Raw genomic sequence first — 21,078 nt, 5'->3', positions numbered from 1 at the left:
CGGGAAGGGCCCGCCTCACCCCGGAACGGCCCCGGTGTGCCCGGCACCCTGCGGCCGGTGACCGCGGGGCGCCGGTGGTCCGGGCCGGTGCCCACGGGCTGCCGCCCGGCCATGCCCCGGTCCTCCGTCTCACACCGCCTCGGCCCCCTTCGCTCCGCGTACTCTGCGGATGTCGCCGGGGGCCCGCCGCAACTCTCCCGCGTCCTTGAGGCTCCTGCCGGTCCGTGACGGCTTCGGCGCCCGGGGAAGCGCCTCCTCGATCTCCGCACGCAGCTCCTGGACCTTGCCGTGACCGGCGTACTGCCCGGTGAGCCGGTACATCTCGCGCAACCGGTCCCAGGTGCGGTGCGAGGAGTTCTCGCTGATGGACAGCAGGGCGAGCCGGGCGTAGCGGTCCGCCTGCTCCGGATCGTCGGAGATGAAGCAGGCCGAGGCCACCGAGAGGTAGTCGAAGATCTGGGAGCGCCGACGCCCCTCGTCCCGGAGCGCGATCGCCCGCTTGGCGTGGTGTTCGGCGGTCTTGGCGGCGGCGGGTTCGTGGTCGGCGAGGGTGCGGAAGGCGAGCGCCTCCATGCCGTACAGATCGGCCTCGTCGAACATCTGCATCCAGCCGGGCGGTGCGGCATCACCCCGGTCCGAGGCGAACAGCTCCTCGGCCTGGCCCAGGGTGCGCCGCATCTCCTGCCCGCGACCCATGGATGCCTGCGCCCACGCCTCGATCGTGCGGAACATGGCGCGGGTGCGGGGCAGGGCCTCGTCGCCGGAGCCGGACCGGGCCAGCTTGACCAGGTCGAGTGCGTCGTCGGGGCGGCCCAGGTGCACCATCTGGCGGGCGGCGCGGGAGAGCGCTTCGCCGGCCCGCGGCCGGTCGCCGCCCTCCCGCGCCGCGTGTGCGGCGATGACGAAGTACTTCTGGGCCGTGGGCTCCAGGCCGACGTCGTGCGACATCCAGCCGGCGAGCACCGCGAGGTTGGCGGCGACGCCCCACAGCCGCTGCTGGAGCTGCTGCGGGTGGTGGTAGGAGAGCATCCCGCCCACCTCGTTGAGCTGGCCCACCACGGCCTTGCGCTGGAGGCCGCCGCCGCGCTCGGCGTCCCAGGCGCGGAAGACCTCCACGGAGTGCTCCAGCGCCTCGACCTCCTGCCGCCCGACCGGAGCGGCCTCGTAGCGGTCGTGGGTCGAGTGGCCGGCGGGGACCGCGTGGGCGGCCCCTCCGGTGCCCTGTGCGCGGGACGTCACCGGGTCGCTGCCGAGCCAGTTGTGCATGGCACTGGTGAGTGCCGATCCTGCGGCGAGCGCGGCGCCCGCGCCCACCATGCCGCGTCGGTTGAGCATGAGGTCCATTCCCGTGAATTCGGTGAGGACCGCGGCGACCTGGCCGGACGGCAGGGGCAGCCCGTCGACGGGCTCCGCCTGAGCTGTCTGCCCCGGCCCGGTGAACCCGAGGTCCTCGATGGTCACGACACGGCCGAGACGCTCGGTGAACAGGGACGCCAGCACCTTGGGCACCGGATCACGCGGAGTCTCCCCGGTGTCGATCCAGCGCCGCACCCGGGAGGTGTCCGTCGCCAACTGCGCGTACCCCATCGCCGCCGCCTGCCGGTTGACCAGCCGGGCGAGCTCGCCCTTCGACCATCCGGCGAGTGCGAAGAGGTCCGCGAGGCGCGCGTTGGGTCCCTTTGTCACGTCAAGCCCCCAGGTTCTCGGCTGAGTTGACAGTAGCTCCCGTACGCACGGGTAGGCCGGGCCCGAGAACATTCGCCAGGGTTCGCCAGGGTCCGCCAGATGGTGTGCCACCCGCGACCGGGTGTCGTGTAGGAACGCGCCACCCCGGTCGTTCCGCCCGGCCCCGCATTCCCCAGGGTGCTCAGGTCCGGACGGGCAGCCGGGGAGGTGCGGAAACCCGTCGGCACACGAAGGGATCTCGCGCGCCCATGTATTCAGCACCATCCCCCGTGTCCGTGCAGCGTCGGCCGCGTGCGGCCCCGGTGCCCCCGCCCCGCGGAAGGGGGCCGGCGGTACTGGCCCCCGATCCGGCACGCGATCCCACGCGGGCGCCCGGTCCGGTCGTCCCGCACCCCGGCGCCCGCCTGGATCTCCGCGCGCCCAGCACCGTGTCCCCACCCGTCAGCGGGAGGCTGGACTTGTCCGGCCCGCAAGGTACCCGGCTCCGTGCCGCCATCTCCTCGATCCACCGGATCTGCCCCGAGTTCACCCCTGTCCAACTGCTCCGCAGGCGCGGACGCTCGGTGCTGCTGGCCGGTACCGCCGGCCGGAACACCGTCATCGCCAAGTGCCTGCTGGACCACTCCTCCGCCTGGGCGGAGCGCTTCCGGCACGAAATAGCGGCCTACCGCGCCTTCGTACGGCACCGTCCGCCGGTACGGACCCCGCGGCTGATCGCCGCCGACCCGGAGGCCTGCACCCTGGTGATCGAGCGGGTTCCGGGGCGGGTGGCGGCGGCCCAGCGGCACCCGGTCGAGGCCCCGCCCCGGGCGGATCTGCGGGCGGTGATCGGCTCCTTCCGCCGGCTGAACGAGTGGGAGCCGCCCCCGTCGGCGTTCGAGCGCCCGCTCGACTACCCGGCACGGCTGACCCGCTTCCACGAGCAGGGTCTGCTGACGGACCGCGATCTGGGCGATCTGCAGAAGCTGCTGCACGGACTGGTGCAGTACCGCGGGCCGGGCGGCCGACGCGGGGTGCCCTGGCAGTTCTGCCACGGGGACGCACTGCTGACCAACGTCATGCTGGGCCCGGCCGGCCCGTCGCTGGTCGACTGGGAGCACGCGGGCTGGTATCTGCCCGGCTACGATCTGGCCTCCCTGTGGGCCGCGCTGGGCGACGCGCCGCTGGCACGCCGTCAGATCAGCCAGCTCGCCCAGGCGGCCGGTCCGGCGGCACGGGACGCCTTCCTGGTGAATCTGATGCTGATTCTCACCCGGGAGATCCGCACCTACGAGGCGGCCGTGCAGCGCACCATGCGGGACCCTTCGCCGCAGGTCGCGGCGGAGGCGGCTGCGGCGGTCCGGGCGGGTGGCATTCCGACGGGCGAGGAGCAGCGGCTGTTGCTGCGCAGGCTGCACGACGACTGCGCCACGGCGCGGCGGGCCGTACGCGCGGCGGTCGGCACCCGCTGAACCGGCGCCGGGGGCCGTTCGGGTCATCCGCCCGATGCGGCGCCGCGACGCGTGGGTCCCGGGGCTTCACCGGTCTGCACCGGTGACACCCCGGGCACGCACACTCCACCGGACCCACGACGAGGTGCGCGGACGGGTTCGGTGGTGTGGCGGCGAACTGACAGCCGCGCGGAATGATTGACGGATCGTCGGCCAATGGGTACGTCTGAGGACTGCTCGCGTCCGTGACCTCACGGCGCACTGTCCGAGGAGGCGGCATTGCCACGATCCTTCCGTGACCCAGACAGCGCACCCGCCGACGGCAGCGGTGCCGGACGCGGCCGCCGCGGCGGGAGACGCACCGGCCGGCGCGGCTCCCGCTCCGCGGTCGTCGCCGCGGCGGCCACCGCGCTGGTCGTCCCGCTGCTGACGGCGGGCAGCCCGGCGACGGCGGACCAGCCCGACGGCGGAACGCTCCAGCAGCAGTTCGCCGCTGCCGCGGACCGCTACGACGTGCCCGAGAAGGTCCTGCTCGGCGTCTCCTACCTGCAGTCGCGCTGGAACGCGCACCAGGGGTCGCCCAGTGTCTCCGGCGGGTACGGGCCGATGCACCTCACCGATGCGCGCACGGCCCTGGCCTCCTCCCGAACGCAGGGCCGCACCACCGCCGAGGACGCCCGCGGTGACAGCGCCCGCCCGCTCCGCGCCACCGCGCGGCCCGCTCGGCCGCAGCCGACGGAAAAGCTCCCGGCGCGGCTGCGGACGCTGGCGCGGGCGGCCGAGCTGACCGGGCTCGACGCGGACCGGCTGCGCTCCTCCACGGAAGCCAATCTGCGCGGCGGCGCCGCCCTCCTCGCGGACGCGCAGCGGCGGCTCGGCCACCCGCTGAGCGCCGATCCGGCGGACTGGTACGAGGCCGTGGCCGCCTATCCGGGCGGCGGACGCGGCGAGCCGAACGCCACGGCGTTCGCCGACGACGTGTTCGACGTGCTGCGCACGGGTGAGAGCCGGACCACCGACACCGGCGCCGCCGTCACCCTCCGCGCCACCCCCCGGCTGCGCTCCCCACAGGCGTCCAACCAGGCACACCGGCCCCGGGGCAGGGTGGAGTGCCCGCGGAGCGTGGACTGCGAGTGGTATCCGGCGGCGTACGAGAAGTGGACGGACGATTCGGGCGCCGAGGACTACGGCAACCACGACAAGACGCGGCGCCCCCGGTCGCAGAAGATCGACTACATCGTCGTCCACGACACCGAGGGGACGTACGAGACGACACTGGGCCTGGTGACCAACCCGAAGTACGTCTCCTGGAACTACACGCTCAGGTCGTCCGACGGGCACGTGGCCCAGCATGTGCGGGCCAAGGACGCCGCCTGGCACGCGGGCAACTGGTATGTGAACTCCAAGTCCGTCGGCCTGGAGCACGAAGGCTTCCTGACCGACCCGGACGCCTGGTACACCGAGGCGATGTACCGCAGCTCGGCGCGGCTGGTGAAGTACCTCGCCAAGCGGTACGACATCCCGCTGGACCGCCAGCACATCCTCGGCCACGACAACGTGCCGGGTCCGACCGCCTCCAGCGTCCCCGGCATGCACACCGACCCCGGTCCCTACTGGGACTGGCAGCACTACTTCACGCTGCTGGGCAAGCCCTTCACGCCCAAGGCCGGTCCGCGGTCGGGTGTGGTGACGATCCGGCCCGACTATGACGAGCACAAGCCGCTGTACACCGGCTGCGAGGGCGCGGGCAAGCCCTGCCCCGAGCACGGTTCGTCCGCCGTCCGGCTGCACCAGGCGCCGGACGCGTCCTCGCCGCTGGTCGAGGACATCGGGCTGCGGCCCGACGGCTCCCCGTCGACCACCGGGGTCAACGACACCGGCGCCCGGGCCACCACCGGCCAGCAGTACGCGGTCGCCGACCGGAAGAGCGACTGGACGGCCGTCTGGTACCTCGGCCAGAAGGCGTGGTTCCACAACCCCGCCGACGAGCGCACCGCCGTGCCCGGCCGGGGCACGCTGCTCACACCCCGCGAGGGGCGCACGGAGATCCCGGTGTACGGGCGTGCCTACCCCGAGGCGGACGCCTACCCTCAGGGCGTACCCGTGCAGGCCCTCTCGCCGCTGCCGTACAAGGTCGCCGCGGGTCAGCGCTACGTCGCGGGGCTGAAGACGCCGGGCGAGTATCTGTACGCCGTCACCTACGACCCCGATGCGGAGAACTTCCAGGTGGTCCGGGGCGAGCAGCGGTACTACCAGATCCAGCTCGGCCACCGGGTCGCGTTCGTGAAGGCGGCGGACGTGCGCGTGGTCCGCTGAGCGGGCCGTTGTCCGGCAGGGCGGGCACCGTCTCCGGCCCGGAGGCGGTGCCCGTCGGCCCTCGGGCCGGTGCCGGGGGCGCTACTGCTGGAACATCTCCGCGGGCAGCGGCTTGAGGAGCGCGTAGAGGTCGTTGGTGATGGGGCGGTCCCAGCTCGCGATGGTGACCAGCACCCCGTCGCTGCGGTCGAACTGGACGCAGGAGATCCGGTCTTCGGAGAGCTTGACCCGGCGGACGATCAGCAGGTTGTCCTCGTGCATGACCGGGTCGTCCTCGGTGCTGACGACCTCGACGTGCTCGTCGTTCTCCAGCGCGGCCAGCAGCTGCACCACCTCGAAGGGCGCCTCGTCGTCGGCGACCTCGCGCGCCGGGGAGCCCTCCGGGAGATTTCCGATGATCATCGCCGGGCCGCGGCCGCCGAACAGGTCGTACCGCAGGAAGACGCCCTGGCAGGTGCCGTCCGGGGCGGGCAGCAGTCCCGCGCCGAGATTCCCGGGCCAGTCGGACGGGTCCATGGCCAGGACATCGAAGTCCGGGCCCGCGGGCACGGCGGCGCTGCGGCGGCGGAGGAACGACATGCCGCAATAGTACGTGCCCCTCGGTGGTCGCCCTCGGTCAGTGCCCCGCCACCCGCCCGGCGTCGGTCCGCCCGGCGCCGGGACGGTCGCCTGCCGGTAACGGACGGGACGGGCCCGGGGCGCGGACCGGCGCCAGGTGCTCACCGTGCGCCCCTGCGCACTCGCGCTCCGGGGCGGTGCGGCGGACCGGCGAGTGGGCGAGTGGGCGAGTGGGCAGGGCCGGCGACCGGGGCGGGCGCGGCCGGACCGGCGGGCTGGACGGGGCCTCGGCGCCCCGCCGCATCCGGACGGCGCCTGCTCCGCTGCCCGGCGGCGCGGGCAGCGGCCCGGCGGGACGGCGCGCACGGTCCAGTCGGGCCCCCGCCCCGCCGCGGGCACGGTGGCCGGGGAACGGGGCCTGCGCGCCGGGGCCGCACGGCGCTCGGAGGAGCGGAACGCGGCGACCCGGACCTCAGGTCAGGTCGAACTCGCCCTCGCGCGCCCCGCGGACGAAGGCGCGCCACTCCCCCGGGTCGAAGATGAGCGCGGGCTTGTCGGGCTGGCGGCCGTGCCGCATCGCCACGAACCCCTCGACGAAGGCGATCTCGACATCGCCGGTGCCCCGGCTGCTCGACTGCCACTGCGCCCGGCTGAGGTCGAGTTCGGGCTGCCCGATGGTGCTGTCGGCCACGCTGGTGCTCCTCCCGGTCGTCGTACCGCCGGCGTCACCCTAACCAGCGGCGCGGTCGCCGGGACAGGGCGCGGCAGCGGGAAATCCAGGGGGGAGCTTCGAGGCCGAGGGGGCGCGCCGGGTGCTGCCCAGGCACCCGGCGCGCGGGTTGCAAGCTGCCCCGCAGCGTGGTGCTCGCCGCGCACCTCCAGCGGTCACCCGGCGGGAAGGCGGACCACTGCTGGGCCCGGCGGATCCTGCGGGAGCGGACGCACCCCGGGGGCCGCGGAGCGGCTGACCGGCAGCTGCCCGCGCGGCGGGCCCTGCGTGCTGCTCAGGATTCGGCCAGGAACTCCGGCACCGCCCCGGCGAACTCCATGGGGCGCGTCTCGTGGACGAGATGGCCCCGCTCGATGCCCAGCGCGTCCAGGAACCCGCGCAGGTCGCCGACGAAATCGTCCATGGCGTAGCTGCCGGGCCGGTCGCTCGCTCCGTGGCCGCGCAGGTCGAGCGCGTGGACCGGATGGCCGTCGGCCGGCGCCGCGATGAGCGGGCCGTGCCGGTCCTCACCGTCCGCACCGAGGCAGTGCAGCAGCACGGCGGGGACGCCGTCCCCGCCGCCCCGGGAGCGGTGGCCGAGCCGGACTCCGCCGGCGTGCACCGTCCGCAGTCCGTTTTCGCTCATCCGGGTGGCCGTACTCCGTCACTCGTCCCGTTTGCCGAACGAGCCGGGCCGGGTTTCGCCGGGCCGTACCGCCAGCTCGGACTTCCGGTAGGAGTAGCCGAAGTAGACGATCAGGCCGATGAGGAACCACACCACGAAGCGCACCCAGGTCTGCCAGTCGAGGTAGGTGGTCAGCCAGATCGAGAAGATGACGCCGAGCGCCGGTGTGACGGGCATGCCGGGGGCCCGGAAGGTGCGCGGCAGGTCCGGGCGCCGGTAGCGCAGCACGATGACCGCGACGCAGACCACCACGAAGGCCAGCAGGATGCCGATGTTGGTCAGCTCGGCGGCCTCCTGGATCGGCAGCAGGCCCGCGATGACGGCGGAGACGACGCCCACGATCCAGGTGACGCGCACCGGCACGTGGTGGACGGCGTCGGTCTTGGCGAACCACTTGGGCAGCAGCCCGTCCCGGCTCATGGAGAACCACACCCGGGTGACGCCGAGCATGAAGGTGAACATGACGGTCAGGATGCCGATGATGGCGCCGACGGCGATGACGTCGGCGATGCCGCTCAGCCCGACGGACTTGAACGCGGTGGAGAAGCCGCTGTCGGGGTCGATGTCCCGGTAGTTCTGCATACCGGTCAGCACCAGGCTGACGGCCACGTAGAGCACCATCGAGATGGCCAGCGAGTAGATGATCGCCTTGGGCATGTGCTTCTGGGCGTCCACCGACTCCTCGGCGGCCGTGCTCATCGCGTCGTAGCCGAAGACGGCGAAGAAGACCGTCGCCGCACCGGTGAAGGCGCCCGAGACACCGAAGGGGAAGAAGGGGTGCCAGTTGCCGGTCTTGATGTGGAAGACGCCGACGACGATCACCAGCAGGACCACCGCCACCTTGAGGCCCACGACGATCAGCTCGAAGCGGGCCGCGTTCTTGATGCCCCGGGTGAGCAGATAGGCGATCAGCAGGCAGAGCACCGCGGCGAACAGGTCGACGCGGTGCCCGGCGCCGGTTCCGGGCGCCCCCAGCATCCACGCCGGCAGGTCGAGACCGGTCTCGCCGAGCAGGAACGAGAAGTACCCGGAGATGCCGATCGCCACCACCGCGACGATGGCCGTGTACTCCAGCAGCAGATCCCAGCCGATGAACCAGCCGCCGAGTTCGCCCAGCACCGCGTAGCCGTAGGTGTAGGCGGAGCCCGCCTTCGGGATGAGCCCGGCGAACTCGGCGTAGGACAGGGCCGCACACGCGCTGGCCAGCCCGGCCACCAGGAAGGAGACCAGTACGGCGGGACCCGCCTTGCCGTTGGCGACCGTACCCGCGAGGCTGAAGACACCGGCCCCGATGATGCCGCCGACGCCGATCGCGGTCAGGTGCCGCAGGCCCAGGGTGCGGGAGAGCTGCTGTCCGGCTCCGCCCTCGGTCTCCTCGATGTGCTCGATCGGTTTGCGGCGCAGTACGCCTTCGCCGCTCCAGAGCCCGGCCATGGGTCCTCCTGCCATCGGTGCGTGTGACGGCGACGCCGCGGGCGCTGCCCACGACGCCCCGTCAGCATCATGGCCGGGCCGGGAAGAGGGGAAAAGTGGCCACGAGGCCCGCGCAGGCCATCGCCCCCAGACGTACCCGTCTGGCCCTGCGCCCCGGCCGCCGGTCACGGCCGCCGTGCCCGGTCCGCCCTCGACGACGGCCTTGACCTGCTCGCCCCGGTCCTCGTACGGCACGTCCGGGCGGTGACGTCAGGTCCGGCCGCGGGCGCCGCCCGGTCGCCGACATCCGCACGCGGCCTCTTCGACGCCCATACCGGTCCGTGTGCCTGCGCCTGCGGTCAGCGCCCGCGCGCCAGTTCGCGGTAGACCTCGTCCGCCTCGGAGCGGCGGCCCAGCCGCTCCAGGCAGTGCGCCTCCTCGTTCCGGCTGGCCACCGTCGCCGGGTCGGCGGAGCCGAGCGTCTGTGCGCGCACGCAGGCGAGCCGGCGGTGCTCCGCCAGCGCCTCCTCCCAGCGGCCGAGCCGGCCCAGCGCGCGTCCGAGTTCGTGCCGGACGGCGAGCGTGTCCGGGTGCTGCGGCCCGAGCAGCAGTTCCCGCTCGGCGGCGACCGCGCGGTGCACCTCGTACGCCTCTTCCCAACGACCGGCCCGGCCCAGCCGCAGCCCCGCGTCGCGCCGGTCGGCCAGGAGGGCGAGCCGTTCCTGCGGCAGGGCGCCCTGCGCGGAGACGCGCGCCGGGGCCGCGCGCGCGGCCGCGTGGGTGGTGTCCGCGGCACCGGACGGGGCGGAGACCCGCGCGGCGCCCCACGACGCCATCGGGCCGCGGCGGGCGGGCTCTCCGGGAACGGGCGGTGGTCCGAGGGACACCCGGGACCGCCGACCGGGACTCCCGCTCCACCACGCGGCGAGCCCACCGGCACCGACCGGCGCCCCGTCCGGGGGCGTGCCCGCCGGACGGCGGCCGGCGGCCGGCAGTCCGGCGTCCATCCCGCGGGTCCAGGGCGGCATCCACAGCGGCGCGATCCCGGCGGCCGCGGCCGGCGCGGCCGGAGCACCGGGAAAGGCCGTCGTGCCCCACCCGCCCGGGCCCGCACCGGACAGCTGGGCGCGGGCGGCGGCGAGTTCGCTCGCCAGCCCGGCCGCGGCGCCCGGTCGTTCGTCCGGCGCCTTGGCCAGCAGCCGCAGAATCGCGGTCGCCAGCGGCGGTGGCAGGTCGGGGCGGTGGACGCGCGGCGGTACGGGCGGGGTGTCCCGGTGGCCGACGAGCACCGCCCAGGAGTCGGCGCCCTCGAACGGGGGTGATCCGGTGGCGATCTCGTAGAGGACGCAGCCGAACGAGTAGAGGTCGCTGCGGTGGTCGACGGCGGAGTCCGCGATCTGCTCGGGGGACATGTAGTGCGGGGTGCCCATGGCCGTACCGCTGCCGGAGATCCGGGCGGTGAAGCCGATGTCGTGTGCCAGCCGGGCGATGCCGAAGTCGCAGATCTTCACGGCCCCGTCCGCGGAGCGCATCACGTTGGCCGGTTTCAGGTCCCGGTGCACGACGCCCTGGGCGTGGGTGTAGGCGAGAGCCGCCGCGACCTGTTCGGCCACGTCGAGGACCTCTGCCAGGGGGAGCGGCTGCCCTTTGTTGTCGGCCAGCAGCTGGCTGAGGTTGCGGCCCTCCAGCAACTCCATGACGAGGTAGAGCAGTCCGTCGTCGTCCCCGAAGTCGTGCACGACCGTCACACCCCGGTGCTGGAGCGAGGCGGCGACCCGCGCCTCCCGCCGGAAGCGTTCCCGCAGGACGCGGAGGAACCCCGCGTCCTCGCGCCGCCCCGGCGGCTTCAGACACTTGACGGCCACACGTCTGCCCAGCGACTCGTCGCGCGCCCGCCACACTTCACCCATGCCGCCACGACCCACAAGATCGAGCAGCCGGTACCGGCCATGGATCAGGGTGCTCTGCGCCATCCCCGTCTCTCGCCCCCGTCGTTGCCGCGTTCTTCCCTCCCCTGTCTGCCCAGTATGGCTGCCTCGTTCCTGCGCGTGTATGCCAACCGATGCCGAGGTGTACGCGTTTGACTGGTTCGATGTGTTACTGACATATACAGACGTTTTCGGTGTCGCGGGTGGGTCGGAAGTTTCCGCCAAAGGCGGACTTCTGCCCCGGTCGGACACCGGAGCGCGGGCTCAGCGCCGCACGCGCAGACGAGTCCCTGCGTGTTCCGCCAGAGGCGGAATGCCCGCCGTCGCCGTGCGGGGCACCGGATCCGGCGCGAGCGGCCGTCAGTCGGACTTCGGGCGCGGCGCCAGCCAGGCCAGGGCAGCGGTCACCAGGGCCCGGACGCCGGTGTCGAGGGTGGGCTGGACCACGGGCGCGAAGCGCGGACTGTGGTTGCCGGGGATGTCCTGGTCGACGGTTCCGGCGCGCTCCGCCCTGCGGTGGGCCGCCGGATCGGTACCGCCCAGCCCCCAGTAGGTGGCGGGGCAGCCGAGGCCGGCGGGCAGCTCGCCGAAGTCCTCGCCGGCCGGCAGCAGGCCGGCGGTCCGCGCACGCTCCCCGAAGTAGGCCCCGAAGGCGCTCGCGACCCGCTCGGTGGCCTCCGCGTCGTTCTCGGTCACGGAGGACGCTCCGATCGTCTCGAACTCCGCCGCGTCCGCGCCCGAGGCGGCGCACTCGCCCGCGACGATCCGGCGCACCGCGGCCAGCACCCGGGCACGGGTCTCCTCGCCGAAGGTGCGGATGCTGAGCTGGATCTCGGCGCGGTCGGGAATGCTGTTCGGACCGCTGCCCGCGTGGATCGCCCCGACGGTCACCACCGCGGGCGTGCTCGCGCCGGTCTCCCGGGCGACGACCGTCTGCAGCCGGACCACCGTCGAGGCGGCCAGCACCACGGGATCCACGGCCCGTTCGGGCGTGGAGCCGTGTGCGCCCCGCCCGTGGAAGGTGACCCGCAGGCTGTCGGACGCCGCCGTCATGACGCCGGCCCGGGTCAGCAGCGTCCCCGCCGGCGCGGGAAGCACATGCTGCCCCAGGGCGACGTCCGGACGGGGGATGCGCCGGGCGAGACCGTCCTCGATCATCGCCCGCGTTCCGGAGCGGTTCTCCTCGTTGGGCTGGAAGAGGACGACCAGGGTGCCGCGCCACGCATCGGTCCCGGCCGCCATCAGGCGCGCGGCACCCAGCAGGCAGATGACGTGGACGTCGTGGCCGCAGGCGTGCATCACCGGCTGCTCCGCGCCGTCCGGCCCGCCGGCGGTGTCGGTCGAGGCGTAGGGCAGTCCGGTCTGCTCGCGCACGGGCAGCGCGTCCATGTCGGCACGGAGCAGGACGGTGGGACCCGCCCCGTTGTGCAGCACGCCCACGACGCCGGTCCCGCCGACCCCTTCGGTGACCTCGTAGTCGCACTCGTTCAGGGCCTGGGCCACGTGGCCGGCCGTGCGGCGCTCCTGGAAGCCGAGTTCGGGGTGCTGGTGGAGGTCCTTGTAGCGGAATTCGAGGCTGTCGCGGATGTCGGGCAGCCCGGTGAGCACCGCGTCCGCGGCGACGGTCGTGGGATCCTTCTCGGTCATTCGGTCCTGGCCCTTCGGCGGTGCGGGCGGCGGTTCGGGGCGCGGGGCTTCCGCGTCGGCGCACCGGCCCGGGGCGCGCTGCGCGCCGGCCCGCGTCCGGGAGGGGAGGCAACGCTCCCGCGTCCGACGGGCCGCGATGTCCGACGAGGCGGCTGTGTCACCAGTGGCGCTTCCACCGGGAGCAGGCCGGCGACACGACCCGTTCGGGGGCGTTATTACACGAATCACCCACTTGCCAGCTTCATACGATACGTCCTATCTGTGAAGCTGGTGACACTCATGGTGACCGTCCCCTACATCAGGAGTACTGGTGATTCTCTCGATCTCGGGCGTCGTACTGCTTGGCCTGATCGTCTTCCTGTTCTTCCGCAAGGACAATCTCAAGGTCTCCCACGCGCTGGTGTGCGCGCTCTTCGGCTTCTACCTGGCGGGCACCGCCATGGCACCCAGCATCAAGGCGGGAGGCGAGAGCCTGGCCGGCCTGCTGGGCGGCCTCAAGTTCTAGCCGCCCCACCGTCAGCCGCCCCACCGTCAGCCGCACGGCGGCGGGCCGGACGACGGCGGACCGGGCGGCGGCAAGCCGGGCGCAGGGCCGACGGGCCGGGAGGCCGACAGGCCTGAGCATCAGTCAGCAGGCCGGGAGGAGCCGGGTGTGGGGCGGTGGGCGGTACCGTCACGGCGGCACGCACGCAAGGCCGTGCGTGCCGGTGCCGACGGGGCGCTCGACGTGCTGCATCCGCTGCTCGTGCTCGGCAGGGGGGCCTGCCGGCTGGCCGCGAAGAGCCGGAACTGGTGGCTGGACACGGCCCGGGAACGGCGGGGTCCCACGCTGTTCGCCCTCGCCGCGTGCGGGGTGCTGCTCTGGCTGCTGCCCTACGGGCCGGTGCTGGCCGGATGCGCACTGCTGGGCTCGACCGCCTGGTACGGGCGGCGGCAGGCCGGACCCACCCCGCCTCGTGCGGCTCCCACGGCCCCGCAGCGGGCGCGACTGCAGGCGCTGTACGAGGCGCTGGTGCCGTACTTCGCGCCGCCGGGCGGCGCGCCCGGGGAGCCGCTGTACGCACCGGACGGCGGCTGGGAGCGCGCGTTCGAGGAGTTCGCCTTCCGGGACGGGCGGATCAGCGGCCTGCTGCTGCGCTATCCGACCTCGTTCCGCGACAGCGAACCCGCCGAGCGGCTGCGGCTGGAACACCTGCTGGCGGCCAAGACGGGCCGCGGTCGCGAGTACCGCTTCTGCTGGGACGAGGAGTGCAACCTGCTGGAGATGACGGCGCTGGAACCGCTGCCCGGCGGAATCCGTGCCCAGCCGTTCGGCACCGCACCCGACGAGACGGTCCTCGGCTTCACGGACGGCGACGAGACCGGCAGGACGGTGCCCGTCCGCTTCCCGGGCGAGAACCGGGACGACGAGGTACCGGCGGTGGTCTGGCGCACCGGCCCGCGCTCGACCGAGCCGCACCTGCTGGCCGTCGGCACACCCGGCGCAGGCACCAGCACCCTGCTGCGCTCACTCGCCCTCCAGGCACTCGGCCGCGGCGAGGTGCTGCTGGTGGACGGCGACGGGAACGGCGAGTTCGCCGCCTTCGCGGCGCGGCGCGGAGTGCTGGGAGTGGAGTCCACCCTGCCGGGGGCACTCGCCGCGCTGGAGTGGGCGGCGCGCGAGACGGAACGCCGGCTGCTGGCCGCGAGCCGCTCGCGGCAGCACGGTGCGCACTCCGCGGGAGCGGCGCCCCGGCCGCTGTGCGTGCTGGTGGACCGGCCCGCCGTCCTCAGCCATCTCGCCCGCTGCCGGGGCCTGGCCGACCCGCAGGAGCTGCTGCGGACCCCGCTGCGCCACGGCCGCGCCACGGGGGTGGCCGTGGCGGTCGCCGAGCAGTTCGACGGCCTGGACGAGCTGACCGGAGCAGTCCTCGCCTGCACCCGCGCCCGGGTGGTGCTGGGCGCCGTCACCCCCGGACAGGCGGGCGGGGTGCTGGGCCGGGCGCCGCAGACGGGACCGGCCGCCGAGGTGCCGCGGGGCCGGGGCTTCGCCCGGCTCGGCGACGGCCCGGTGCTGCGGCTCCAGGTGCCCGCGACCCCCGACCCGCGGGACGAGACCGCGGACGAGGCCGAGCGGACCGCCGTCCGGGGCCTGCTCCCGGCATCGGTGCGTATCCCCGTGCGGGAACCGGCGGCGGGCCCCGCGGCCGCCGAGGCGGCGGGCCCCGCGTACGACGGCCCGCGGGGGCCCGGCGGCGCGGTGCCGCTCCCGCCCGCCGGTCCCCTCGCGCAGGACGGGAGGGCAGGTCCGCCGACGGGCCGTCAGGCCACGTAGGAGCGCGGTACGTCGGAGGGGGTGGGCGCCCCGGAGCGGACCAGTTCGGCGGCGGCGGCCAGCCGCGTGGCCGCCTCCCGGGCCAGGGGTTCGGCGATGGTGAAGGGCAGCCGCACGAATCCCTCGAAAGCACCGTCCACCCCGAACCGCGGCCCGGAGGGCACCCGCACTCCGAGCCGTTCACCGGCCTCGGCGATCCGGGACCCGGAGAGGCCGCCGGTGCGCACCCACAGGGTGAGGCCGCCGTGCGGGACGGCGAACTCCCAGTCGGGCAGATGGTCGCGCAGCGCGGCCGTCAGCGACTCGCGATTCTCCCGGGCCCGGGTCCGGCGTTCGGTGACGGCCTGCTCCCAGCCAGGCCCGTTCAGCAGTTCGGCCACGGCGAGCTGTTCGAGCACGGGGCTGCCCAGATCGACGTAGGCGCGCGCGGCGGTGAGGCTGCGGATCACCTCGGGTGCGGCCCGGATCCAGCCGATCCGCATCCCGGCCCAGATCGACTTGCTCACGGAGCCGACCGTGATGACGGCCGAGCCGCCCGGGTCGAAGGCGGCCATCGGCCGCGGCATCTCCAGCCCCGGGGAGCCGGTGCTCGGCGTGCCGGTGGCGCCGGGCGGGCCCAGCGGCAGGTCGGTCATGGTCTCGTCGGCGATCAGCACCGTCCCCGAGGCACGGGCCGCCGCGACCAGTTCGCGGCGCTGCTCGGTGCCGGCCAGCGCTCCGGTGGGGTTGTGGAAGTCGGCGATGACGTACGCGAGCCGGGGTGCGGACTCCCGCAGTGTGCGGTGCCAGGAGGGCAGGTCCCAGCCCGCCAGGTCGTCGGCCATGGGGACCGGGACGAGGCGGCCGCCGGTCTCGCGCAGGAGCTGCAGGACGTTGGCGTACGAGGGGTGTTCGACGGCGATGCGCTCGCCGCGCGGCACCAGCATCCGGGTCAGGGCGCCGACGCCGCCCAGCGCACCGGTGGTGACCATGATCTGCTGCGGCATCGTGGGCACGCCGAGTGCCGTGTAGCGCTCGGCGAGGGCCTCGCGGAGCACGGGCAGCCCGGCCGGGTAGTCGCCGTGGGTGTGCGCGTACGGCGGGAGCGCCTCCAGGGCGCTGCCGAACGCCTCGTTCATCACCGGCTGGGCGGGCAGCGCGGCACAGCCCAGGTCGATGACGGTGCCCTCGTTCTCCGGCGGCAGGGGGTGGAGGCCGCGGGTGGGCAGCGGGTTGCCCGCCGGCACGGTCGTCCAGCTCCCCGAGCCGCGGCGGGACTCCAGGAACCCGTCCGAGCGCAGCGCCTCGAAGGCGGCGGCCACGGTGGTGCGGCTGACCGAGAGGGCCGCGGCCAGTTCCCGCTCGGCGGGCAGCCGGGTGGCGACGGGGATGCGCCCCTCCAGGACGAGCATCCGCAGCCCCTCGGCGAGCGAACGGTAGGCGGGCAGCTTCCTGACCGCCGGTGCCGGGTGCGCACCGGTGCCCCCGCCCGCGGCCGCGGCGGTGGCTGCCGGGTCCGCCGCGGCCGGGTGCGGCCGGGCAGCTCCGGGGCTCTCCCCTCGCACGCTGTGCTGCGAGCCGAGGAGCCGCGCGAGCTGAGCGGCCCCCACGGCGGAGTTCCAGTGCGCCATATTGCAGTCCACCTTTCCTGGATTGGCCGTTCACATGACCTGCTTCCATGCCACAGGGTGCCACGAGACAGTCCAATGACACGAGAAGGGGTAGATCTTTGTCCCATTCGAGGGGTTCTGACAGGCATCTGGTCCGCCGGCTCACCCAGCTGTACGTGGGCCTGGTGCTGTACGGGGCGAGTGCGGCGCTGATGGTGCGCGCGGGGCTGGGGCTGGACCCCTGGGACGTCCTCCACCAGGGCGTCGCCGAGCGCACCGGACTGTCCATCGGCACCGTGGCGATCATCGCGGGGGCCGCGGTGCTGCTGCTGTGGTGGCCGCTGCGCGAGCGCCCGGGCCTGGGCACCGTCTCCAACGTCTTCCTGGTGGGCCTATCCATGGACGCCACGCTGTGGCTGCTCCCGCACCCGGAGGCACTGGCCTACCGGATCCCGCTCCTGGTGGGCGGCGTGGTGCTGAACGGCGCTGCGACCGGGCTCTACATCTCGGCCCGGTTCGGACCGGGACCGCGCGACGGCCTGATGACCGGGCTGCACAAGGTGACCGGCCGCTCGATCCGGCTGGCACGGACGGCGATCGAGATCGTGGTCCTGGTCGTCGGCATCCTGCTGGGCGGCTCGGCCGGAGCGGGCACCGTGCTGTACGCGCTGGCGATCGGCCCTCTCGCGCAGTTCTTCCTGCGCCTGTTCGCCGTGCCGGGCGGCGCCGGGGGCTCGCACGTGGTGGCCGGGGGCGGCCGGCAGGAAGCGCGCGGCGGTGCCCCGGCCGACCGGAGGCGGTGAGCGGGCGGCGGATCGGCGCGACTGCGGCGATACTGCCGCGGTGACGAGAGCGAGAGATCCCCGCGGCCACCCCGGCCACCCCGGCCACCCCTTCCTGGACTCGGCGGTGCCGCTGGCCTTCGCACACCGCGGCGGCGCGGCGGCCGGCCTGGAGAACACCCACGCAGCCTTCGCCCGTGCGGCGGAGCTGGGCTACCGCTATCTGGAGACGGATGTGCACAGCACGGCGGACGGCGCCCTGGTGGCCTTCCACGACACCACCCTGGACCGCACCACCGGCAGCGGCGGCCGCCTCGCGGAACTCAGCTGGGCCGAGGTGAGCCGGGCGCGCGTGGCCGGGCGCGAGCCGGTCCCGCTCTTCGCCGACCTGCTGCGCTCGTTCCCCGGCGCGCGCTGGAACATCGACGTGAAGACCGACGCCGCGCTCGTCCCGCTGCTGGAGCTGCTGGCCGCCGAGAACGCCTGGGACCGGGTGTGCGTGGGCGCGTTCGCCGAGGCGCGGGTGGCCCGGGCGCGGGCACTGGCGGGGCCGCGGCTGCTGACCTCGCTGGGCACCCGCGGAGTGCTGGCGCTGCGGCTGCGCTCCCGCCGGCTGCCCTGGCGGCTGCCGTCCGGCGCCGGATGCGCACAGGTGCCCGAACGGCACGGGCCGGTCCGCGTGGTGGACCGCGCCTTCGTCCGGGCGGCGCACGCGCGGGGGCTGCGGGTGCACGTCTGGACGGTGAACGACCCCGCCCGCGCCGCGGCCCTGCTGGACCTGGGCGTGGACGGGATCATGACCGACGAACTGGAGATGCTGCGCGAGGTGCTGGACGCACGGGGCTCCTGGCCACCGGACTGAACCGCCGCCCGGACGGCACCGGCCCGCACCCCGCCCACGGCCCGCGTCCGTGCCCGGCGGCACAACGGGCCGCCGACGGCGGACTGTAGTCTCCCGGCACCGGCCGTGCGGGCGTTCGACTCCCGGCCGGTCACGAACCGCACAGCGGGCCGACGGGGAGGAACGGGGATGGGAACGGCCGCACCGGACGCGCCGCGGGCGCCGCAGGAGGGGGCGGGATCCGGGAACCGGACCCCGCTCCGGGAGCGCCGCCGCGAGCAGCGCGGCTGGTACTTCTACGACTGGGCGAACTCCGTCTTCTCCACCAGTGTGCTGACCGTCTTCCTCGGCCCGTATCTGACCTCGGTCACCGAGGCCGCCGCGGACGCGGACGGTTATGTGCATCCGCTGGGCATCCCGGTGCGGGCGGGCGCCTTCTTCCCCTACGCGGTCTCGGCCTCCGTGCTGCTGTCGGTGCTGGTGATGCCGCTGGCGGCGGCCTTCGCCGACCGCACGGGGCGCAAGAAGCCGCTGCTGGGCGCCGCGGCCTATCTGGGAGCCGGGGCGACCACCGGGATGTACTTCCTGGACGGCGACCGCTATCTGCTGGGCGGCGTGCTGCTGGTGGTGGCGAACGTCAGCTACGCGGTCTCCATCGTGCTCTACCACGCCTTCCTGCCGCAGATAGCCCCACCCGAGGAGCGCGACGCGGTCTCCTCGCGCGGCTGGGCCTTCGGCTACGGGTCGGGCGCACTGGTCCTGGTCGCGAACCTCGGGCTGTTCCTGGGGCACGAGTCGCTCGGTGTCGCGGAGTCGACGGCGGTGCGGATCTGCCTGTCCTCGGCCGGTGTGTGGTGGGCCGTCTTCACGGTCGTACCGCTGCTGCGGCTGCGGGAGCGCCCGGCGGCGCACCCGGCGGCGGGCGCCGGGCGCACCGGTCCCGGGCAGGGGTTCCGCCAGTTGGCCGGAACGTTCCGCCAGTTGCGCCGCCATCCGCTCACGCTGCTGTTCCTGCTGGCCTACCTGCTCTACAACGACGGCATCCAGACCGTGATCACCCAGGCGTCGGTCTACGGCTCGGAGGCGCTGGGCCTGGACCAGACGACGCTGATCGGCGCCATCCTGCTGGTGCAGGTCCTGGCGGTGGCGGGCGCACTGCTGCTGGGCCGGCTCGCCGCCCGCTACGGAGCCAAGCGCACGATCCTGGGGTCACTGGTGGCGTGGACCGCGACCGTGGGCGGAGGGTACTTCCTGCCGCGGGAGGATCCGCTGTGGTTCTACGCGCTGGCGGCGGGCATCGGCCTGGTGCTGGGCGGCAGCCAGGCGCTGTCCCGCTCGCTCTTCTCGCATCTCGTGCCGGCCGGCAAGGAGGCGGAGTACTTCGCGCTGTACGAGATCAGCGACCGCGGCACCAGTTGGCTGGGACCGCTGGTGTTCGGACTGACATACCAGCTCTCGGGGGACTACCGGAACGCGATCCTGTCGCTGGTGGTCTTCTTCGCGCTCGGTTTCGTACTGCTGCTGCGGGTACCCGTACAGCGAGCGGCGGCGGCAGTGGGCAACGTCGCTCCGGACCGGATTTAGACGTGCGGGTGCCGGACCGGTAGTGTACGCCTTTGGCCCACCGGGATGGACGGTCACTGCACGCCGAAGAGATGCGAACAGTGGGTGACATTCTCTATCAATTGTGACAAACCGGTCACCGGCGGGTACCGCAGATCAACGAAGCGGCGGCACGAAGCAGCGGCGCGCAGCCTTCCGTCAGGTTGGAAGTGCGGAAAGGTGGGTGATCTCCCGATTGCGGGAATCTTCACCGGCAGCCGGACGTTGACCGGATGACGACGACAGCGACACCTGTCCTGTGGGCGACCAGCCCGGGAGGCACGAATTCATGAGTGAGCGAGCTCTCCGCGGCACGCGACTCGTGGTGACCAGCTACGAGACCGACCGCGGCATCGACCTGGCCCCGCGCCAGGCCGTGGAGTACGCATGCGAGAACGGACATCGTTTCGAGATGCCGTTCTCGGTAGAGGCCGAGATTCCGTCCGAGTGGGAGTGCAAGGTGTGCGGTGCACAGGCGCTCCTGGTGGACGGCGAGGGGCCGGAGGAGAAGAAGGGCAAGCCCGCGCGCACGCACTGGGACATGCTCATGGAGCGGCGTACCCGTGAGGAGCTCGAGGAAGTCCTCGCCGAGCGGCTCGCCGTGCTGCGCTCCGGCACCATGAACCTCGCGGTGCACCCCCGCGACGACGGCGGGAACAAGCGCAAGTCCGCCTGACGATCCTGCGCTCCTGAGAGTTCCGGAGCGCAGCAGGAGGGCCCCGGCCACGCATTTCACAGCGTGACCGGGGCCCTCTTGCGCGTTCACCGGGAGAGTCCCCGGGACGGCCGGGCCGTCCCGGGCGTCCGAGCGGCTTCCCGCACGCCCCGGGACTCCTGCGCGCTCCCACGGGCCACGCGGGCACCGGCGCATGCCTGGCGAACGGTTGTCCGGCGAACGGGGCGCGCGGGCGGCGCTCAGCTTCCGCTCTGCCCGCCTTCGCGCTCCTGTGGCTCGTCGTCGCGGACGACCTCGCCCGGGACGACCTTGCCGTCCGGGCGGTGCATCCGCACCTGCTGCTCGGCCGTGCGCGCCTGCTGGTAGGCGTCGCCCAGGGTGCCCGGCGCAAAGCCGCTGCGGCGGTCCAGGGAGCGCTGCACCGCGCCGCGCAGCAGCCTCCCCGTCGGCGGGAGTGCCAGCAGCAGCCCGACCGCGTCCGAGAGCAGCCCGGGAATCATCAGCAGCAGCCCGCCCAGCATGGCCGTCCCGTTGCCGCCGCGGCTCTCCGCGGCGTCCTCGCCGGAGGACCCGGCTCCGGTGCGGGCCTGCTCCTGGGCGCGCTGGACCGTCTCGGCGAGATTGCGCCAGGCGCGGCGCCCGGCTCGCTTGATCACCGCGGCGCCGAGCACGAAGCCGCCGGCCAGCACCAGGAAGACCGTGAACCCGCCGGCGGCCTGGCCGAGCAGAGTCAGCAGCCAGATCTCCAGTACCGCCCACAGCGCGACCGCCAGCGGCAGCAGAGTGCGGCCCCTGGGCCGGTTCCGCCGGGGCGGGGAGTCTCCCTCGGAGCGCGTCCCGGTACCCGGGCCGCCCGGTTCCTGCGGAAGTCCGTGGGGGAAGGGTGCGCGCGTCGTCATGCC

17 protein-coding genes are annotated in these 21,078 nt (G+C 74.0%); 8 read left to right on the top strand and 9 right to left on the bottom strand.

The window, feature by feature from the left end; translation table 11 throughout:
- Window positions 1–129: 129 nt before the first annotated feature.
- Window positions 130–1,686 carry a DNA-binding protein NsdB gene (locus A949_RS0111925; RefSeq protein WP_019356243.1) on the bottom strand — a complete coding sequence of 519 codons (1,557 nt, stop codon included), beginning with the start codon at window positions 1,684–1,686 and terminating at the stop codon, window positions 130–132.
- A gap of 248 nt (window positions 1,687–1,934) precedes the next feature.
- Between A949_RS0111925 and A949_RS0111920 the strand changes: the two genes are divergently transcribed.
- The gene (locus A949_RS0111920) at window positions 1,935–3,137 is read left to right on the top strand and encodes an aminoglycoside phosphotransferase family protein (protein ID WP_026004570.1); all 1,203 of its coding nucleotides are present in this window, start codon (window positions 1,935–1,937) and stop codon (window positions 3,135–3,137) included.
- A 258-nt stretch (window positions 3,138–3,395) separates the two neighbouring features.
- Window positions 3,396–5,432, top strand: coding sequence for an N-acetylmuramoyl-L-alanine amidase (locus tag A949_RS0111915; RefSeq protein WP_019356241.1), 2,037 nt, complete (start codon window positions 3,396–3,398; stop codon window positions 5,430–5,432).
- A gap of 81 nt (window positions 5,433–5,513) precedes the next feature.
- On the opposite strand, the gene A949_RS0111910 is transcribed toward A949_RS0111915, so the two are convergent.
- The 6 genes from A949_RS0111910 to A949_RS0111885 all read right to left on the bottom strand — a co-directional run bounded on the left by A949_RS0111910 (window position 5,514) and on the right by A949_RS0111885 (window position 12,372).
- Entirely contained in the window at window positions 5,514–6,011 is a 498-nt protein-coding gene (locus tag A949_RS0111910; RefSeq protein WP_019356240.1) for a hypothetical protein, read from the bottom strand.
- A 451-nt stretch (window positions 6,012–6,462) separates the two neighbouring features.
- Window positions 6,463–6,681, bottom strand: coding sequence for a DUF397 domain-containing protein (locus A949_RS0111905; protein ID WP_019356239.1), 219 nt, complete (start codon window positions 6,679–6,681; stop codon window positions 6,463–6,465).
- Window positions 6,682–6,994: 313 nt separating this feature from the next.
- On the bottom strand, window positions 6,995–7,345 hold the full coding sequence (locus A949_RS33185; protein ID WP_019356238.1) for an alpha/beta fold hydrolase: 351 nt from the start codon (window positions 7,343–7,345) through the stop codon (window positions 6,995–6,997).
- 18 nt (window positions 7,346–7,363) lie between these two features.
- Window positions 7,364–8,818 (bottom strand): amino acid permease, encoded by a 1,455-nt coding sequence (locus A949_RS0111895; RefSeq protein ID WP_019356237.1) that lies wholly within the window; start codon window positions 8,816–8,818, stop codon window positions 7,364–7,366.
- A gap of 338 nt (window positions 8,819–9,156) precedes the next feature.
- Window positions 9,157–10,770, bottom strand: coding sequence for a protein kinase domain-containing protein (locus A949_RS33180; RefSeq protein WP_019356236.1), 1,614 nt, complete (start codon window positions 10,768–10,770; stop codon window positions 9,157–9,159).
- A gap of 315 nt (window positions 10,771–11,085) precedes the next feature.
- Window positions 11,086–12,372 carry an amidohydrolase gene (locus A949_RS0111885; RefSeq protein ID WP_019356235.1) on the bottom strand — a complete coding sequence of 429 codons (1,287 nt, stop codon included), beginning with the start codon at window positions 12,370–12,372 and terminating at the stop codon, window positions 11,086–11,088.
- A 310-nt stretch (window positions 12,373–12,682) separates the two neighbouring features.
- Here A949_RS0111885 and A949_RS0111880 point away from each other — a divergent pair, with 310 nt between their 5' ends.
- Complete coding sequence (locus A949_RS0111880) at window positions 12,683–12,877, top strand: hypothetical protein (RefSeq protein ID WP_019356234.1); 195 nt, start codon at window positions 12,683–12,685, stop codon at window positions 12,875–12,877.
- A gap of 147 nt (window positions 12,878–13,024) precedes the next feature.
- Window positions 13,025–14,686 (top strand): hypothetical protein, encoded by a 1,662-nt coding sequence (locus A949_RS0111875; protein ID WP_019356233.1) that lies wholly within the window; start codon window positions 13,025–13,027, stop codon window positions 14,684–14,686.
- Here A949_RS0111875 and yczR read toward each other — a convergent pair.
- Entirely contained in the window at window positions 14,674–16,296 is a 1,623-nt protein-coding gene (yczR, locus tag A949_RS0111870) for a MocR-like transcription factor YczR (RefSeq protein ID WP_019356232.1), read from the bottom strand. The genes A949_RS0111875 and yczR overlap by 13 nt on opposite strands.
- Window positions 16,297–16,343: 47 nt before the next feature.
- Here yczR and yczE point away from each other — a divergent pair, with 47 nt between their 5' ends.
- The 4 genes from yczE (at window position 16,344) to A949_RS0111850 (ending at window position 20,176) form a co-directional block, all read left to right on the top strand.
- Window positions 16,344–17,078, top strand: coding sequence for a membrane protein YczE (gene yczE, locus A949_RS0111865; protein ID WP_432107929.1), 735 nt, complete (start codon window positions 16,344–16,346; stop codon window positions 17,076–17,078).
- 40 nt (window positions 17,079–17,118) lie between these two features.
- Window positions 17,119–17,919 carry a glycerophosphodiester phosphodiesterase family protein gene (locus A949_RS0111860; protein WP_051019473.1) on the top strand — a complete coding sequence of 267 codons (801 nt, stop codon included), beginning with the start codon at window positions 17,119–17,121 and terminating at the stop codon, window positions 17,917–17,919.
- Window positions 17,920–18,087: 168 nt separating this feature from the next.
- Window positions 18,088–19,482 (top strand): MFS transporter, encoded by a 1,395-nt coding sequence (locus A949_RS0111855; RefSeq protein ID WP_019356229.1) that lies wholly within the window; start codon window positions 18,088–18,090, stop codon window positions 19,480–19,482.
- A 307-nt stretch (window positions 19,483–19,789) separates the two neighbouring features.
- Window positions 19,790–20,176 (top strand): RNA polymerase-binding protein RbpA, encoded by a 387-nt coding sequence (locus A949_RS0111850; RefSeq protein WP_026004568.1) that lies wholly within the window; start codon window positions 19,790–19,792, stop codon window positions 20,174–20,176.
- A 239-nt stretch (window positions 20,177–20,415) separates the two neighbouring features.
- Here the strand turns inward: A949_RS0111850 and fxsA are convergent, their stop codons facing one another.
- On the bottom strand, window positions 20,416–21,075 hold the full coding sequence (gene fxsA / locus A949_RS0111845; protein WP_019356227.1) for an FxsA family membrane protein: 660 nt from the start codon (window positions 21,073–21,075) through the stop codon (window positions 20,416–20,418).
- Window positions 21,076–21,078 lie beyond the last annotated feature (3 nt).

It is taken from the genome of Streptomyces sp. AA1529 (assembly GCF_000280905.1).
In the GTDB taxonomy this organism is placed as follows: domain Bacteria; phylum Actinomycetota; class Actinomycetes; order Streptomycetales; family Streptomycetaceae; genus Streptomyces.
Note: the sequence above shows the minus strand (reverse complement) of the source record. Positions and strands in the feature narration are given on the sequence as shown.